The sequence below is a fragment of the Paraburkholderia sp. BL17N1 genome (genome assembly GCF_003634175.1).
Lineage (GTDB): Bacteria > Pseudomonadota > Gammaproteobacteria > Burkholderiales > Burkholderiaceae > Paraburkholderia.
Genome location: NZ_RBIW01000001.1, coordinates 1754411 through 1769605, shown reverse-complemented (window position 1 = coordinate 1769605; position 15195 = coordinate 1754411). Strand labels below are relative to the sequence as shown.

Genomic DNA, 15195 nt, shown 5'->3' with positions numbered 1-15195 from the left:
TGCCAGCACAGGACGCCGCACGGACGCGGCGCGGGCGGCACGCCGTCCCGCCGTGTTCGCAACTGCAGCGGCGCGGGGCCTCGCGGCGCAAATTAATTTTCGCTTAAGGGCTTCACGCCAGAATCTGACGCTCACTCAGGCGTGCGTTCGTCGAGCACGACGCCCGGGCATGTACCGCAAACCCGCCGCAGGGCAGCCCGCAGACGAGCTGCCCGAACGGGGTCAGCCCCAATGGGCCACCCCGATGGGCCAGCACTACTTCAGGATGCTCATGACACCGAATACCTCTGCCAGCCCCGTGCTGCCGCCGGACGAAAAAGTCTCCGCCTGGAGCCTGATCAAACCTTACTGGGTTTCCGAAGAACGAAAAACGGCCTGGGGCCTGCTCATCGCGATCATCGTGATGAATCTGCTCGTGGTGTGGATCAACGTACGGCTGAACCGCTGGAGCGCCGACTTCTACAACGCGCTGCAAACCAAGAACGTGCACGACTTCCCGCACCTGCTGATGGTGTTCTCGGGGCTCGCGTTCGGCTTCATCATTCTCGCGGTGTACGGCCGTTACCTACGCCAGATGCTCGGCTTCCGCTGGCGCCAGTGGCTGACCACGCGCTACCTGAACGAGTGGCTGAACGACAGCGCCTTCTACCGGATCGAGCGCGACCGCCTCGCCGACAACCCCGACCAGCGGATCAGCGACGACCTCCAGTCGTTCGCCACCAGCACGCTCTCGCTGACGCTCGACCTGCTGTCCACCGTCGTCACGCTGGTGTCGTTCATCACGATCCTGTGGTCGCTAGCCGGCGCGCTGACCATTTCGCTCGGCGGCATGCCGATTGAGATTCCCGGCTACATGGTGTGGGCCGCTGCGCTCTACGCCGTGGTCGGTTCGCTGATCATCCAGAAGGTCGGCCATCCGCTCGTGCCGATCAACTATCAGGCGCAGAAAGTCGAGGCGGATTTCCGTTTCGGCCTGATCCGTCTGCGTGAAAACGCCGAACAGATCGCCTTCTATAACGGCATGGAGACCGAGAAGAAGAACGCGCATTCGCTGTTCGGCCGTATCCGCGACAACTGGTGGCAGGTGATGAAGTACACCAAGCGGCTCACCTTCGTGCTGAGCTTCTACGGCCAGATCGCGATCATCTTCCCGCTGGTGGTCGCCGCACCGCGCTACTTCGCCGGCGCCTTCACATTCGGCGTGCTGATGCAGATCTCCAGCGCCTTCGGCACGGTCAGCGATTCGTTTTCGTGGTTCATCAACAGTTACGGCACTTTGGTCGAATGGCGCGCTACCGTGAACCGGTTGCGTGAATTCAAGCGCGTGGTGCACGCGCCGCGTTTGAAGGAATCGGTCTCGCCGGCTACCGCGCATGGCGGCATCAATCTGCATTTCGTCGACGAGGACAAGCTCTCCACCGACGGCCTCAAGCTCGCCCTGCCCAACGGCAATCCGTTGTCGCGCATTCGCGATGTCGCGATTCAGCCGGGCTCGCGCTGGCTGGTGCGCGGCCCGTCGGGCTCGGGCAAGAGCACGCTGATGCGCGCGCTCGCCGGCTTGTGGCCGTTCGGCGATGGTTCGATCGACGCCCCGGTCAACGCGCGCATGATGTTCATTCCGCAGGTCAGCTACATGCCGATCGGCACGCTCAAAGCGGCGCTCGCCTATCCGTCCGCCGCCGACACCTACACGGACGACGAATGCCGCGAAGCGCTCGTCGTCTGTCATCTGTCGGAATACGCGGACCGTTTGCAGGAAACGGGACACTGGACCCGTATTCTGTCGCCGGGCGAGCAACAGCGCCTCGCCGCCGCTCGCGTGCTGCTGCACAAGCCGGACTATCTGTTCCTCGACGAAGCCACTAGCGCGCTCGACGCGGAAAACGAAGCGCGTCTGTATCGCCTGTTCACCGAGCGGCTGCCGAAGGCGGCGATTGTCAGCGTCGCGCATCGCGAGTCGCTGGCTGCGTTCCATGACGAGACGCTCGACGTCGAGCGCTCGGGCGAAGCGGTCGCGGCATGACCACTATGAGCCGCGTCAGCGACCTGAACGACGCGGGCAGCGCCGGCTTCGAGCGCGTCGTGCTGATCACCGGCGCGGGCTCCGGCATCGGCGCGGCATTGGCCAGACGCATCGCCGCGCCGCGCTCGGCCTTGATGTTGCACGCACGCGGCGCGGATCAGGAAGCGCGTGAACGGCTCGCGCAAGTCGCCGCCGATTGCAGCGCGAACGGTGCGCGCTGCGCGACGGTGTTCGGCGATCTCGCCGAACGCGGCGCGGCGGAACATGTGATTCATCAAACGCTGGCGAGCTTCGGCGCACTCGATCAACTGGTCGCCAACGCAGGACACGCGCAGCGCCAAACGCTGAATGCGCTCGATCCCGACGCGCTGAGCGCAGCCTTCGCGGCGATGCCGGCGGCGTTCGCGGCGCTCGTCAGACGCGCGACGCCCGCGTTGGAAACCTCTAAGCGCGGCCGCGTGGTCGCGCTCAGTTCGTTCGTCGCGCATCGCTATCGCGCGGACACGCCGTTTGCCGCGACGGCTGCTGCGAAAGCGGCGCTCGAGTCGCTGGCGAAAACCGCGGCCGCCGAGCTTGCACCGCATGGCGTGACGGTCAATTGCGTGGCGCCCGGCTATACCCGTAAAGATCGCGGGCCGAGTGCCGATAATGCATCGGTATGGACTCGCGCCGCAGAGGCGACGCCGCTCGGGCATGTCGCCGAACCCGCGGATGTCGCCGCGCTGATCGCGTTCCTGCTTTCCGATGAAGCGCGTCATATCACCGGCCAAGTGATTCATGTGGACGGTGGCCTCACGCTTGGTTGAGCGACGGGCGAACTGCCTCACTCAGCCACACCAGATCGCGGCGGCGGCCGCCGCCGCATTCCTTCGCGCTCCCAGCGCAATACACCGCAACATCCCGAAACACGCGAGAAGAATTCGAAAGCATTTGCGAAGCGCCTAAGCTGTTCCGCGCTTTGGAAATGCCTCCCAGCGGCGACGATAGCCGTGCGGGCCGTACCCGGTCCTGCCCCACGTCATTCATCGCTACTGGAGTCTCCGTCCATGTCATTCGATCGCCGCTCCCATCCTTTGACCCAGCGCCTGGCGCTAGCTCTCGGCGCCGCGCTGCTCGTCACGAGCGTTGCGCACGCAGCCCAGGCGACTCAGGCCAATCTGGCCAACGAACCGGCCGACGTTTGCCCCGCGCTCAAACATATCGTCGATGCCGCTGATTTCCGGCAGTTGCAGACCCAGGCCGCCGCGCAATTGCCGGGCACGTCAAGCGCCGACGACTGCCGCGCCAACACGCACGCCTACGATTGCCACTGGCGCGCGCACTGGCAAGCCGACGGCGTCGTCACCGATCCGCTCGAGGAATTCGGCGCCGATATCGCCGCCTGCTTCCCGAACGTCGTGCATGACGTCAACACGCCGACGCGCCAGCATTTCATCGTCACCACCGCCGAGCGGCGCGTCAGCGTCACGGCGAACGTGCAGGGGCAAAACGAACTGCGTCTGCGCGTCACGCGCTGAGCGTGATCCTGACTGCAGTTACCCGAGGTGATTCGCCGTGACTCACCGCCTCCACCAACCGCTACCAGGCGCCGCCCCATGACCTTCGTGCCGAGCATGCGCGCCTATGCTTTCACGCGAGCCCCACGGGCCGCGTGGGTCGCGTTGCGGCGTCCCTGCGCGTGGCTCACCGTATCCGCCACGCTGGCGGTTGGCCTGAACGGCTGCGCCTGGACATTGATCCAGGCCGCCGACGCCACCGGCTCCGTGATTCAGGCGGGCTACGCGATCGCGGCGAACTATTCGTCGCCGACCTTCGTCAACGGCAGGCCGGCCGAAGTGAGCAACGTCTGTATCGAGGTCAATCAGAACGTGTCGGTGGGCGATTTCGTGCCGGCGCTGCAACTCGCGCTCGACCGGCGCGGCATTCGTTCGGACGTCTACAATCCGGGCACCTCGCCCGCCGGCTGCGAGGCGCGCCTCGTCTATAACGCCGCAATCGATTATGGCCGCCGCTCGTTCAGCGACGAGACGATCCAGTATCTGTCGATCATCGACCTGACGCTGATCCAGAACGGCCGCATTCTCGTCACCGCCCGCTATCAGACCGGCGGCCTGAACACCGATCGCTTCTCTTCGGCGTCGACCAAGCTCAACGGGCTGATCGAGCGAATGGTGGTCGATCGAACCGACTTCGCGCGGCAGCCGCTGCAGACCATCCAGACCTCGCAGGCGAACTAGTCACGCGGGCTCTTGCCATCTCTTACACGGGAAAGGATTCGAAAGCGTTACGCGCTTTGCTCCGCGCGCGTGCTTCTCTAAGATGACCTGAATGAACCAATCCATTCTCGTCGTCGACGACGACCCCGTCGTACGTGAGCTCGTCAGCGGCTACCTGCAAGGGCGCGGCTTCAAAGTCGACACGCTCCAGAACGGCCTGGCGCTGCAGCGTCGTTTGCAGGACGAGCGCCCCGCCTTGATCGTACTCGACATCATGATGCCGGAGCTCGACGGCATCAGCGCACTGCGCGCCTTGCGCGTGGCCGGCGACGACATCCCCGTGATTCTGCTGACCGCGCGCTCCGATCCGATCGACCGCGTGATCGGCCTCGAACTCGGCGCGGACGACTATCTCGGCAAACCCTTCGAACCGAGCGAGCTGGTCGCGCGGATTCGCACTGTGCTGCGCCGTCGCGGCACGATTGCGCCGAGCGCGCCGGAGCAGCGCGCGCCGTACCGCTTCGGCCGTTTCGAAGTCAATTTTCCGGCGCGCGAGTTACGCCGGGATGGCGAGCGCATCACGCTGCGTTCGAGCGAATTCGCCATGCTGAAGGTATTCGTCAGCCATGCAATGACCGTGCTGACGCGCGCGCAGTTGCTGGAGAAACTGCACGGCAATAGCGAGGTGCATCGCAATCGCAGCCTGGACGTGTCGATCTGGCGTTTGCGCCGGCTGATCGAAGTGGACCCTTCCGAGCCGCGCTACGTGCAAACCGTGTGGGGACGCGGCTATGTGTTCGTGCCCGACGGTGAAATGGGCGCGGCTGAACGCAGCGCCTGACGGGTGCGTGAAGTGCAATGGACTGTCCACTTCATGTGTCGCCTGCGTCTCAGACCTGTAGCGCGCCGACGGCTCAGAACGTCAGCACGCTCATGAACATTCTCTGCAGCCAGCCCATCGTCGTGGCGTCGGATACCATGCCCACGCCGGCCTGCTCGATGCGCGCGTTCGCCACCTTGCTCGACGCCACGTAATTGCCCGCTTCGATATCCTTAGGATTGACGATGCCCGACAGGCGCAGCCGGTCGCGGTTGCCGCTCATTGCGATCACCTTCTCGCCCGACACCACAAGATTGCCGGTAGACATGGTGCCGATCACGGTGACAGCAAGCGTGCCGCTCATGCCGCTGACGTCGGTCAGACTGCCCTGCCCTTTGTATTCGGTGCTCGCCGAGCCGATGTTGAACAGTCGCGCGAGCCGCGCGGCGGCGTTGGTGGAATGATCGGCGGCGTCGGCGGTGATGCTGCTCGAGCGGCTCGCCGCCGCGGTCGCGCTGTTGTTGCCGCTGTACGATTCCGCAAGGCGAATGGTCAGCACGTCGCCGATATGCTGGGCGCGCGGTGTTTCGTATAGCAGCAGCGGCGTGCCGGCCTGATAGATCGCGCCTTGCGTGTTGACGTTCAGCGGCGCCGAGGCGAGCGGCGGCGCCATCGGCGTATCGACGATCGAGCTTTGCTGCTGGCTCGCGCAAGCCGCGAGGCAAGCCGCCGCAGCTAGCGCGACAGCCAGACGTAGCGCAGTCATGCATGCTCCTCGTTGAAAACGGGCCTCACGGCCGCACTCATCGGCGCTCATCAACCCGCCTCCGCGCCGCTCGCCTGCCATTGCCGCAACACCGACTTCACCCACGCATCCGAACCCTTCAGAAGATAGGTCAGCGTGCCGTTGCGCGTGCCCGGCAGAAAGCACAACGTGATCGAACTCATCGCGTTTTCCCACACGTACATGGGCATCGCGCCCGTCGCCGACGCGTTCTGCGTCGCGAGACGCGGCGGCCCGTAGCGGTCCGCGAGTGCGTCGCGCAAATCTTCGGCGGTGATCTCGTCGATCACGAAAGAAATCTCGTATAGATGCAGCGCGCTTTGGCCGTCCACGCGCGCGAAGCGCAGCACGTGCTCCAGCGCCGGCGCGCCGTCGACCACCGCTTGCGACACCGCCCAGCCATTGTCCGCGCGATGCGCCCAGCGGCACGCCACCGTCAGACTGTCGTGCGACTTCAGCCGCATGCCGAGCGCGCCCGCCTGCACGTCCGTCTCGCAGACCGGCACGCTGCCGAGCGGCGTCGCCCGCACGCTCGAGCCCGCGCGGAATTCGTCGAGCGTGATGCCGAGCGCGATGCCACGAAACGCGAATGGCGCGTCTTGCGAGCGCCGCCGCGCATCGGTGGAAGGGTCTTTCGATGCGGCGCCCGCAGCACTTGCGTCGCGCGCAGGCGGCCGCGCTTGCGCGGTCGACGACAGCACGGCGCCCAGCAATGCCAGCACCCAGGCAATCCGTTTGAGTGTCATGATTCAGTCGATGGCGGATGAACACATGTCGAACGGCGAGGCCGCGGCATGGCCCACGACCGGGATGATTTTCAGCGTGGCCGAAGTCAGCCGGCACGGCAGCGCGGCGACGGCGCAGCCACCCAGTGGCAGCAGCGCCGCGCCGAGCGTCAACCACGCAACGACACGCATCAAGCGGTGAAGAATTCTCGGAGTCGACACGTGGGCCTCGGTACGTCAGGCGGTCGTATTGACGTGGTGCCCGACCAGCCCGGTGGGCAGCGACGGCGGTGTCTGAGCGCCAGACTCTCGCGTCGGCGTGGCGGCGTCCGGATTGTTGGCGGCGGCGGGTCTTCCGGCCGGCGGCGTCGGCGCCAGAGAAGAAAAGCGGGTTGAAGAGAGATTGCTGGGAACGGTCATGATGAGCCTCGCGTGGCGCTAGGTTTCGATTTCACGCCGCCTGCCGTGGGCCCAAGGCGTTAGGCTGTTTTCAGCATGCGGCGCAACGTACTGCACGACGAATCATCTCGCGGCCGCGCAATGCCGATGCACGAAGCAAAGCGCGCTTTCCGGCGGTTCTTACGACCCGTTCCGACCTGTTTCGACCGGTTCCAGATACGTGCAAATTCTTTCCTGCGAGGAATGTTGGCGATGCGAAACGAAATCGGCGCCGCCGCGCGCGTTGCCAAAGACGGTGCGGCTGAAATATCCCGCGAGCCTTGCGTAGCGGGCCTGAAAGCGGGCCTGAAAGCGGGCCTGACAAGCGGGCCGGCCGAAGCGGCGCGGCCTCTCGTAAGCGTTGGTAAGAAAACAGTCGGCCGCGCGCCACGCGCGTCAGCTTAAAATTTCAGCATGAATCCACAGGTCCTTATCGTCGACGACGATCCGGTCGTACGCGATCTGCTTTGCAAGTTTCTGCAGTCGAACGGCTTCGACGCGTCCGTGCTCCACGACGGCACACATCTCCAGCGCCGGCTCGAACGCGAACGGCCGTCCGTCGTCGTGCTCGACATCATGATGCCGAACACCGACGGCTTGCGCGCGCTCACCGCGCTGCGCGCCGCCGGCGACGACATTCCGGTGATCTTCGTGACGGCGCGCGGCACGGTGGCCGACCGCATTGTCGGGCTCTCGCTCGGCGCGGACGACTATCTGACCAAGCCGTTCGATCCGCGCGAATTGCTCGCCCGCATCCACACGGTTTTGCGCCGGCGCGGGCCGTCCACCACGAGCGCGCCGGAAGCCCGCAAGCCGTATCGCTTCGGCCCGTTCGAGCTCGACTTCGCCACCCGTTCACTGTGCCGCGACAACTCCAAGCTGCCGCTGCGCGACAGTGAGTTCGCGCTCCTGAAGATCTTCGTCAACAATCCGTACAAGGTGCTGTCGCGCGTGCTGATTCACGATCTCGTGCATCGCGACAACCTCGCCTTCCGCGACCGCAGCCTCGACGTGCCGATCTGGCGCCTGCGCCGCGTGATCGAAGACGACCCGTCGAATCCCTGCTACGTGCAGACGGTGCGCGGCAAAGGCTATGTTTTCGTGCCCGACGCCGACGGCACGCCTTTCGCCGACGAGGCCGCCTCAAGCGCATGAAAAACCCGCTGAACACGCTGTTCGGCAGAATGGCGTTACTCTCGGCGGCGGTGTTGTTCGCAATTCAGGCCGGCTGGTTCGTGCTGGTAGTGATGCAGCCGCCGCGCCACGAAATCGACGGCTTCGCGCGCGGCATCCTGCTGGTGCTGCAAGCCGTCAACGGCGAGCCGATGAAAGGCGCCGCGCTCGCGCCCGCCATGCGCGTACATCTCGTACCCACCTGGAACATGCCGGCGAGCGTGCATCTACACGCGCCCACGCAGCGTCCGCTCGAAGACCTGAGCCGGCACTTGCGCGAGAATCTGCCGCCCGGCACGCAGATCGCCGTCGACGATCTACGCCCGCCGCAGTTATGGGTGCTGTTTCCCGGCAAGCCGAACTGGGTCGTGGTGCCGGTCGATGTGCCGCCGCGCCCACGCTTTCTGATCGAGTCGATCTCGATGCTGCTTGCCGCGCTGATCCTCTCGCTGTTGGCAGTCTGGCAGATGCAGCGGCCGCTTTCGCGCGTCGCCGACGCCGCGCGTGCGTTCGGCTCGGGCGGCCGTCCAGAACCGGTGACAGTGCAAGGCCCGCGCGAGTTGCGCGATCTGATCGGTTCGTTCAACGACATGATGCGGCGCCTGAACGAAGCGGGCGACGACCAGGCGGTGATGCTGGCCGGTGTCGCGCACGACCTGAAGGCGCCGCTCACGCGCCTGAAGCTGCGCGCGAGCGTGCTGGTGGCGGAAAACGAACGCGCCGGCCTGATCCGCGACGTCGACTCGCTCACCAACATCGTTCAGCAGTTTCTCGAATTCGCGGGACAGTCCGCCGACGCCGGGCCGCCGGTCGAAGTCAACGACTTCTTGCAGGAACAGTTCTCCGCCAGCGACAGCACCGAAGCACCGCTCTTCACGCTCGATCTGCGCGCCGGCCCGGCGTTCAGGCTGCCGCGCACGCTGCTGGACCGGCTGGTCACGAACCTCGTCGACAACGCGCTCGAACACGGCGCGCCGCCGGTGGATATCGCCACCGCCCGCACCGACGGCCATTGGGTAATCAGCGTGCGCGACCACGGCGTCGGCATTCCCGACGACCGCATCGCCGCAGCCATGAAGCCGTTTGTCCGGCTCGACGCGGCGCGTGGCGGCGAGGGCCATTGCGGCCTCGGCCTCGCGATCGTCGCACGGCTCGCGCACGATCGCGGCGGACGCTGTCACGTGCGTAATCACGCGCAGGGCGGTCTGGAAGTGCGGATCGAATTGCCGGCGGTGCCGACGTCGACGTGACAGAGAGGTGAAAGAGGTTGGGCGGCGCTTACGCCCCCTTACTGGATGAACCATCGCAGGCGCGGGGGCTTTATAGTCGCTCCCGGCAACCTCGATGCCGCCCTTCTCTGTCCGCCCCGTCATTTAGGGCGGACTTTTTTTGGCCGGCTTTTTTCGTGTCGAACGCGTAGCTCGCGGCTGTGGCGCCTCAAAACACCAGGCGACTGTGCAAGGTATCGATGGTCGTCTGCGAGACGCCGAGACCTTGCGTCAGATAGCTCACCATCGTGCCGTAGATTGCCTGCACCTGGTCGAATCCGGCCTGCAGATAATTTTCCTGGACATTCATCAGCGGCGCTTCCGCGGAAGCGATGGCGTCGCCGTCCTGCGCGCGCAGCCTGCCGGTTTGCGTTTCGATCGACGGCGCCAGATAGGCGTTGCTCAGCAGATAGTCCTGCACGATGACGTCGAGCGGAACGTTCGCAATGCTGAGCAGGAGCGCCGCGACCCAGCCGGCGCGGTCCTTGCCCGCGTTGGAATGAAAGAGTTGCGCGCCTGGCCCTTCGGCGAGACCGGTCAGCAGCGCCCCGTATGCGGCGCGCTGGGCGGCGCCGGTGACGTAGCCGCGCGCCTGCGATTCCATGAACGCGACGGCGGCGCCCGCCGTCTCGACGTTCGGCGTGACGAAGTCAGTGATGCCGAGCACGTTGAACGTCTGGGTGGTCGCGCCGCTCGGCAGGATATCGGCGGTGCGCGCAATTTCACCGGGCGTGCGCAGATCGTAGACCGAGGCAATGCCGAGCCGGTCGATCGTGGCCTGGTCGGTGGTGTCGAGCGTCAAGGCGTTCGCGCGGTAGAACGCGCCCCGGCGCATCTGTTTGCCGTCGACGGTCGGATACCCAGCGGCCGCTCCCGCCAGATCGCGGAAGTTGTCGACCGACGCAAGACGCGGCGTGGCGGGCTGATCAGCGTCGAGGTTGCCGCCGCCGCACGCGGACAGTAGCGAGCTGCCCATGCCGGAGATCAGCAGCACGCCGGCTGAGCGCTTCAGGAAAGTCCGGCGCGAGGCCGGCGGCGCCTCGTCCGACAGTTGGCTCGTCCGCGGAAAAGTGCTCGCGGAGCGTCGGAATGGCGAGCAGGTTTTTGCGGGAACGGGCATTCGGCGTGGCTGGCGCGGGCGTGAGTGGATAAGTCGCAGCATCGGCGCTGCGAGCGCAGTTTAACCATGCTCAATATCGTTTGGGTTACACGGTAGTAGTTGGTAAGGAAAAAGCGGCTCGCGCGCATCGGTCGGACAGCGCGATCGTCAGCCAGGCCGCGACATTGCCTTTCCCTCGCGCAGATTTCTCCGGCTTTTCATCTCTTATCGGTTTCTTACCGTTGCCTGCCATTTTTGACCACAACTGGCCTCACGACGCCTCATCCCCGTAGAATACAAACACCCCACATTCACGCCGACGGCAGGCCAACAAGCCCTGGAGACCACAACAAAACATGCCCTCTCTCCAATGGTTCACCGAACTGACCCAACGCGAACGCCGCACGCTATACGCCGGCTTCGGAGGCTACGCGGTCGATGCTTTTGACTTCATGATTTACTCCTTCCTCATTCCGACGCTGATCGCGACGTGGGGCATGACCAAAAGCGAAGCCGGCATGATCGCCACCAGTTCGCTGATCTCGTCGGCGGTGGGCGGCTGGCTCGCCGGCATTCTCGCCGACCGCTACGGCCGCATCCGCGTGCTGCAGTGGACCATCGCCACCTTCGCGCTGTTCACCTTTCTGTCCGGCTTCACGCACTCGTTCTGGCAGTTGCTCACCACGCGCACGCTGCAAGGCATCGGCTTCGGCGGTGAATGGTCGGTCGTGACGATCATGATGGCCGAGACCATTCGTTCGCCTCAGCATCGCGCGAAAGCGGTCGGCACCGTGCAAAGCAGCTGGTCGTTCGGCTGGGCGGCTGCGGCGATCATTTACTGGGCTTTCTTTGCGTTGCTGCCTGAGCAGTACGCATGGCGCGCCTGCTTCTGGATCGGTCTGCTGCCCGCTGCATGGATCATCTACATTCGTCGCAATGTGAGCGATCCGGAGATCTTTCTCGAAACGCGTCGGGCTCGTGAGAGCGGTTTCGATACGTCACATTTCCTGCAGATCTTCTCGGGCGCTCACCTCAAAACCACCTTGCTCGGTAGCGTGCTGTGCACCGGCATGCTCGGCGGCTATTACGCGATCACCACGTGGTTGCCGACCTATCTGAAGACCGTGCGGCATCTGTCTGTGTTCAACACGAGCGGCTATCTGATCGTGCTGATCGTCGGTTCATTCACGGGGTATATCGTCGGCGCGATTCTGTGCGACAAGATCGGCCGGCGCGCGTCGTTCGTGCTATTCGCGATCGGCTCGTTCGTGCTCGGCATGTTCTACACCATGCTGCCGATCACCGACGGCATGATGCTGGCGCTCGGCTTTCCGCTCGGCATCGTGGTGCAAGGGATTTTCGCGGGCGTGGGCGCTTACCTGTCCGAGCTTTATCCGAATGCGATACGCGGTTCGGGACAAGGATTCTGCTACAACCTCGGGCGTGGCCTCGGTTCGTTCTTTCCGATTCTGGTCGGTACACTGTCGCAAACCATGACGCTGGTGAAGGCGATGGGCATCGTGGCCGGCTCAGGCTATCTGCTTGTGATCGTCGCCGCGTTGTGTCTGCCCGAAACCAGGGGCAAGGTGCTCGGCGCGACCCAGCCTGCCGCCTGAACCCGCAGTCACACACATGAAAACGATTGTTCTGGGCGGCGGCGTGATCGGCGTCGCCACTGCTTTTTACCTCCGCCAGCAGGGCTGCGAAGTCACCGTGATCGAGCGCGAACCGGACGTCGCGCTCTCCACCAGTTTCGGCAACGCGGGCGTGATCGCGCCGGGCTACGTCACGCCCTGGGCCGCGCCCGGCATGCCGGCGAAGATCCTCAAATATCTGTTCAAGCCGGCCTCGCCGCTGATCTTCCGCCCGACCTTCGATCCAGCTCAATGGCGTTGGATCGCGCGCTGGCTGCATGAATGCGATCTCGAACGGTTTCGCGTCAACAAGCAGCGTATGCAGCGCATTGCTTACTACAGCCGCGACTGTCTGCACGAATTCCGCGCTTGCTATCCGTTCGACTACGCCCGCAGCCAAGGCTATCTGCAGTTGTTCCGCAGCGAGTACGACGTCGAACTCGCGCAGCCGGCGCTCGCCGTGTTGCGCGACGCGGGTATCGCGCATCGGGAAGTGAGCGCGGCGCAGTGTGTCGAGATCGAGCCGGGTTTGAACTGGGCGCGTCAGGCGCCGCTCTCGGGGCTCTATCTGCCCGACGACGAAGCCGGCGATTGCGCACGCTTCACGCGCGAACTGCGCGCCATATGTGAACGCAATGACGTGCGCTTCCGTTTCGACACGCGGGTGACGTCGCTTGATGTGCAAGGCGGGGCGGTGCGCGCAGTGCGTATCGAGAGCGAGCGCGGCGCGGAGATGCTGTACGCGGATGCCGTGGTGGTGGCGCTGGGCGTCGACAGTGCGGGGTTGCTCGCGCGGCTCGGCGTGAAGGTGCCGCTTTATCCGGTGAAAGGCTATTCCGCGACGCTGCCCGTCACCGACGAAGAAAAAGCCCCGCGCGGCGCGTTGATGGACGAATCGCTGAAGACGGCAATCACGCGTTTTGGCAACAACCTGCGGGTAGCCGGCACTGCGGAACTCGGTAATCGGCAGACCACCTTGCGCGAACAGGCCTTGCAAACGCTCATGAAAGTGCTGAGCGACTGGTTTCCGCACGCGGCTAATCCCACGTCCGCGCATTTTTGGGTCGGCCGCCGTCCCATGACACCCGACGGCGCGCCGCTGCTCGGTCCGTCCGGCGTGGAGAAACTGTGGTTGAACCTCGGGCACGGCTCGACGGGTTGGGCGATGTCGATGGGTTCGGGACGTGTGGTCGCGGATTTGATCACGCACCGCAAGCCGGAGATCGATCTTGATGGGCTGACGTTGGGGCGGTACGGTAAATCACGTACATAGCGCCGCTGCACGCTGAAGTTAAAAAGCCGGGTCACCCTCTCAGGTGCCCGGCTTTGTTTTTTCACCGCTTGATGCACCGCTGACGCGGCACATTGTCGTCTCCACCTCTTCCTGCAAGCAGTAGCCGGCTCCCATGCCTCAGCACGAAAACCAGACGGGAGACGTTTAACGCGGCAGTTCCGAATGCCCCATCAGGAACGCGTCGACCGAACGCGCGCACTGACGGCCTTCACGAATCGCCCACACCACCAGCGACTGACCACGGCGCATATCGCCCGCGGTGAACACCTTGTCCACCGAGGTGTAGTACGCCTTCTCGCCTTCGGTAGAAGCACGCACGTTGCCGCGATTATCCTTATCGACGCCGAACGCTTCGAGCACCGGCGACACCGGCTGCGTGAAGCCCATGGCGAGCAGCACCAGATCGGCCTTCATTTCGAATTCGGAGCCCGGCACTTCCTGCATCTTGCCGTCCTTCCATTCGACGCGCGCCGCGATCAGCTTCTCGACCTTGCCATTCTTGCCTTCGAGGCGCTTGGTCGCGACTGCCCAATCACGCGAGCAGCCTTCGTCATGCGACGACGACGTGCGCAGCTTGATCGGCCAGTACGGCCACACGAGCGGCTTGTTTTCTTCTTCCGGCGGCTGCGGCAGCAATTCGAATTGCGTGACGCTCTTCGCGCCATGGCGATTCGACGTGCCCACGCAGTCCGAACCCGTATCGCCGCCGCCGATCACGACCACATGCTTGCCCTTCGCGAGCAACTGGTTCGCGACCTTGTCGCCGGCATTGACCTTGTTCTGTTGCGGCAGGAATTCCATCGCGTAGTGGATGCCTTCCAGCTCGCGGCCCGGCACCGGCAGATCGCGCGGCGTTTCCGAACCGCCCGCGATTACCACGGCGTCGAACTCTTCCTTCAGTTGCTCCGGCGAAACGGTTTCCTTCGCCGTGTTGCCGATATGCGCCGGCAGTGAATCCGCCTTGCCGATGAACACGCCCGCGCGGAACGTCACGCCTTCGGCTTCCATCTGACGCATGCGGCGATCGATCAGCCACTTCTCCAGCTTGAAGTCGGGAATGCCATAACGCAGCAAACCACCGATGCGGTCGTTCTTTTCGAACACCGTGACATCGTGCCCCGCGCGCGCGAGTTGCTGCGCGACGGCCAAACCAGCGGGGCCGGAACCGACCACGGCAACCTTCTTGCCGGTCTTGTGCTTCGGCGGCTGCGGCGCAACCCAGCCTTCGGCCCAGGCTTTGTCGATGATCGCGTGCTCGATCGACTTGATGCCGACCGGATCGTCATTGATGCCGAGCGTGCAGGCCGCTTCGCACGGTGCCGGGCAGATGCGGCCCGTGAACTCGGGGAAGTTGTTCGTCGAGTGCAGCACTTCGATCGCGTTCTTCCAGTCCTGATGGAACACCAGGTCGTTGAAGTCCGGGATGATGTTGTTCACCGGGCAGCCGTTGTTGCAGAACGGAATGCCGCAGTCCATGCAACGTGCGCCTTGAATCTTCGCTTCGTCGTCGGTCAGTGCGGCGACGAATTCCTTGTAGTGCTTCACACGTGTGAGCGGAGCTTCGTACGCCTCGTGGCGGCGTTCGAACTCGAGAAAACCGGTTGCCTTGCCCATGTGGTTCTCTTCTCTATCTAATCAGGTGGGGTGATCTACACCCGCCGCGTGCACCGTTGAACGGCGGGCCGCGGCGGGTACGGCTTGTATGTGACGTCTTTGGCTTG

Annotated in this window: 15 protein-coding genes; 9 read left to right on the top strand and 6 right to left on the bottom strand. The window is 64.5% G+C overall.

Translation table 11 applies throughout. The features are described from left to right. The first annotated feature begins 271 nt into the window (after positions 1 to 271). The 5 genes from B0G82_RS07835 (at position 272) to B0G82_RS07815 (ending at position 5080) form a co-directional block, all read left to right on the top strand. The gene (locus B0G82_RS07835) at positions 272 to 2023 is read left to right on the top strand and encodes an ABC transporter ATP-binding protein/permease (protein ID WP_106284251.1); all 1752 of its coding nucleotides are present in this window, start codon (positions 272 to 274) and stop codon (positions 2021 to 2023) included. Beyond that, positions 2020 to 2829 (top strand): SDR family oxidoreductase, encoded by an 810-nt coding sequence (locus tag B0G82_RS07830; protein ID WP_199730067.1) that lies wholly within the window; start codon positions 2020 to 2022, stop codon positions 2827 to 2829. The genes B0G82_RS07835 and B0G82_RS07830 overlap by 4 nt, the downstream gene beginning before the upstream one ends. 240 nt (positions 2830 to 3069) lie before the next feature. After that, entirely contained in the window at positions 3070 to 3540 is a 471-nt protein-coding gene (locus B0G82_RS07825) for a hypothetical protein (protein WP_116118415.1), read from the top strand. A 78-nt stretch (positions 3541 to 3618) separates the two neighbouring features. Next, positions 3619 to 4260 (top strand): hypothetical protein, encoded by a 642-nt coding sequence (locus B0G82_RS07820; protein WP_116143882.1) that lies wholly within the window; start codon positions 3619 to 3621, stop codon positions 4258 to 4260. A 91-nt stretch (positions 4261 to 4351) separates the two neighbouring features. Further along, on the top strand, positions 4352 to 5080 hold the full coding sequence (locus B0G82_RS07815; RefSeq protein WP_106284176.1) for a response regulator: 729 nt from the start codon (positions 4352 to 4354) through the stop codon (positions 5078 to 5080). A gap of 73 nt (positions 5081 to 5153) precedes the next feature. Here the strand turns inward: B0G82_RS07815 and B0G82_RS07810 are convergent, their stop codons facing one another. The 4 genes from B0G82_RS07810 to B0G82_RS07800 are packed head-to-tail and all read right to left on the bottom strand — an operon-like array spanning position 5154 to position 6988. Next, positions 5154 to 5825: a flagellar basal body L-ring protein FlgH gene (locus B0G82_RS07810; RefSeq protein WP_121307094.1), complete on the bottom strand. Its 672-nt coding sequence runs from the start codon at positions 5823 to 5825 to the stop codon at positions 5154 to 5156. Positions 5826 to 5875: 50 nt separating this feature from the next. Then, complete coding sequence (locus tag B0G82_RS07805; protein ID WP_121307093.1) at positions 5876 to 6589, bottom strand: hypothetical protein; 714 nt, start codon at positions 6587 to 6589, stop codon at positions 5876 to 5878. A gap of 3 nt (positions 6590 to 6592) precedes the next feature. Beyond that, positions 6593 to 6760, bottom strand: coding sequence for a DUF6726 family protein (locus tag B0G82_RS39370; RefSeq protein WP_308706150.1), 168 nt, complete (start codon positions 6758 to 6760; stop codon positions 6593 to 6595). 45 nt (positions 6761 to 6805) lie between these two features. Continuing rightward, complete coding sequence (locus B0G82_RS07800; protein ID WP_121307092.1) at positions 6806 to 6988, bottom strand: hypothetical protein; 183 nt, start codon at positions 6986 to 6988, stop codon at positions 6806 to 6808. A 432-nt stretch (positions 6989 to 7420) separates the two neighbouring features. Here B0G82_RS07800 and B0G82_RS07790 point away from each other — a divergent pair, with 432 nt between their 5' ends. Continuing rightward, a complete protein-coding gene (locus B0G82_RS07790; protein ID WP_012434533.1) occupies positions 7421 to 8161 on the top strand; it encodes a response regulator in 741 nt (246 codons plus the stop codon). After that, positions 8158 to 9429 (top strand): ATP-binding protein, encoded by a 1272-nt coding sequence (locus B0G82_RS07785; protein WP_121307090.1) that lies wholly within the window; start codon positions 8158 to 8160, stop codon positions 9427 to 9429. Before B0G82_RS07790 ends, B0G82_RS07785 begins: the two co-directional genes overlap by 4 nt. Before the next feature lie 187 nt (positions 9430 to 9616). Here B0G82_RS07785 and B0G82_RS07780 read toward each other — a convergent pair whose 3' ends face one another. Beyond that, positions 9617 to 10567, bottom strand: a complete 951-nt coding sequence (locus tag B0G82_RS07780; RefSeq protein WP_121307089.1) for a tyrosine-protein phosphatase — start codon at positions 10565 to 10567, stop codon at positions 9617 to 9619. 335 nt (positions 10568 to 10902) lie between these two features. Here B0G82_RS07780 and B0G82_RS07775 point away from each other — a divergent pair, with 335 nt between their 5' ends. After that, positions 10903 to 12162 carry an MFS transporter gene (locus B0G82_RS07775; RefSeq protein WP_121307088.1) on the top strand — a complete coding sequence of 420 codons (1260 nt, stop codon included), beginning with the start codon at positions 10903 to 10905 and terminating at the stop codon, positions 12160 to 12162. 16 nt (positions 12163 to 12178) lie between these two features. Further along, the gene (locus B0G82_RS07770) at positions 12179 to 13453 is read left to right on the top strand and encodes a D-amino acid dehydrogenase (RefSeq protein WP_116143874.1); all 1275 of its coding nucleotides are present in this window, start codon (positions 12179 to 12181) and stop codon (positions 13451 to 13453) included. 165 nt (positions 13454 to 13618) lie between these two features. Here B0G82_RS07770 and B0G82_RS07765 read toward each other — a convergent pair whose 3' ends face one another. Next, positions 13619 to 15088: a glutamate synthase subunit beta gene (locus tag B0G82_RS07765; protein ID WP_106284166.1), complete on the bottom strand. Its 1470-nt coding sequence runs from the start codon at positions 15086 to 15088 to the stop codon at positions 13619 to 13621. Positions 15089 to 15195 lie beyond the last annotated feature (107 nt).

Bases quoted from the DNA above. Each gene is read 5' to 3' on its own strand.
- B0G82_RS07835 (WP_106284251.1), top strand. From the start codon at position 272: ATGACACCGAATACCTCTGCCAGCCCCGTGCTGCCGCCGGACGAAAAA.
- B0G82_RS07830 (WP_199730067.1), top strand. From the start codon at position 2,020: ATGACCACTATGAGCCGCGTCAGCGACCTGAACGACGCGGGCAGCGCC.
- B0G82_RS07825 (WP_116118415.1), top strand. From the start codon at position 3,070: ATGTCATTCGATCGCCGCTCCCATCCTTTGACCCAGCGCCTGGCGCTA.
- B0G82_RS07820 (WP_116143882.1), top strand. From the start codon at position 3,619: ATGACCTTCGTGCCGAGCATGCGCGCCTATGCTTTCACGCGAGCCCCA.
- B0G82_RS07815 (WP_106284176.1), top strand. From the start codon at position 4,352: ATGAACCAATCCATTCTCGTCGTCGACGACGACCCCGTCGTACGTGAG.
- B0G82_RS07810 (WP_121307094.1), bottom strand. From the start codon at position 5,825: ATGACTGCGCTACGTCTGGCTGTCGCGCTAGCTGCGGCGGCTTGCCTC.
- B0G82_RS07805 (WP_121307093.1), bottom strand. From the start codon at position 6,589: ATGACACTCAAACGGATTGCCTGGGTGCTGGCATTGCTGGGCGCCGTG.
- B0G82_RS39370 (WP_308706150.1), bottom strand. From the start codon at position 6,760: ATGCGTGTCGTTGCGTGGTTGACGCTCGGCGCGGCGCTGCTGCCACTG.
- B0G82_RS07800 (WP_121307092.1), bottom strand. From the start codon at position 6,988: ATGACCGTTCCCAGCAATCTCTCTTCAACCCGCTTTTCTTCTCTGGCG.
- B0G82_RS07790 (WP_012434533.1), top strand. From the start codon at position 7,421: ATGAATCCACAGGTCCTTATCGTCGACGACGATCCGGTCGTACGCGAT.
- B0G82_RS07785 (WP_121307090.1), top strand. From the start codon at position 8,158: ATGAAAAACCCGCTGAACACGCTGTTCGGCAGAATGGCGTTACTCTCG.
- B0G82_RS07780 (WP_121307089.1), bottom strand. From the start codon at position 10,567: ATGCCCGTTCCCGCAAAAACCTGCTCGCCATTCCGACGCTCCGCGAGC.
- B0G82_RS07775 (WP_121307088.1), top strand. From the start codon at position 10,903: ATGCCCTCTCTCCAATGGTTCACCGAACTGACCCAACGCGAACGCCGC.
- B0G82_RS07770 (WP_116143874.1), top strand. From the start codon at position 12,179: ATGAAAACGATTGTTCTGGGCGGCGGCGTGATCGGCGTCGCCACTGCT.
- B0G82_RS07765 (WP_106284166.1), bottom strand. From the start codon at position 15,088: ATGGGCAAGGCAACCGGTTTTCTCGAGTTCGAACGCCGCCACGAGGCG.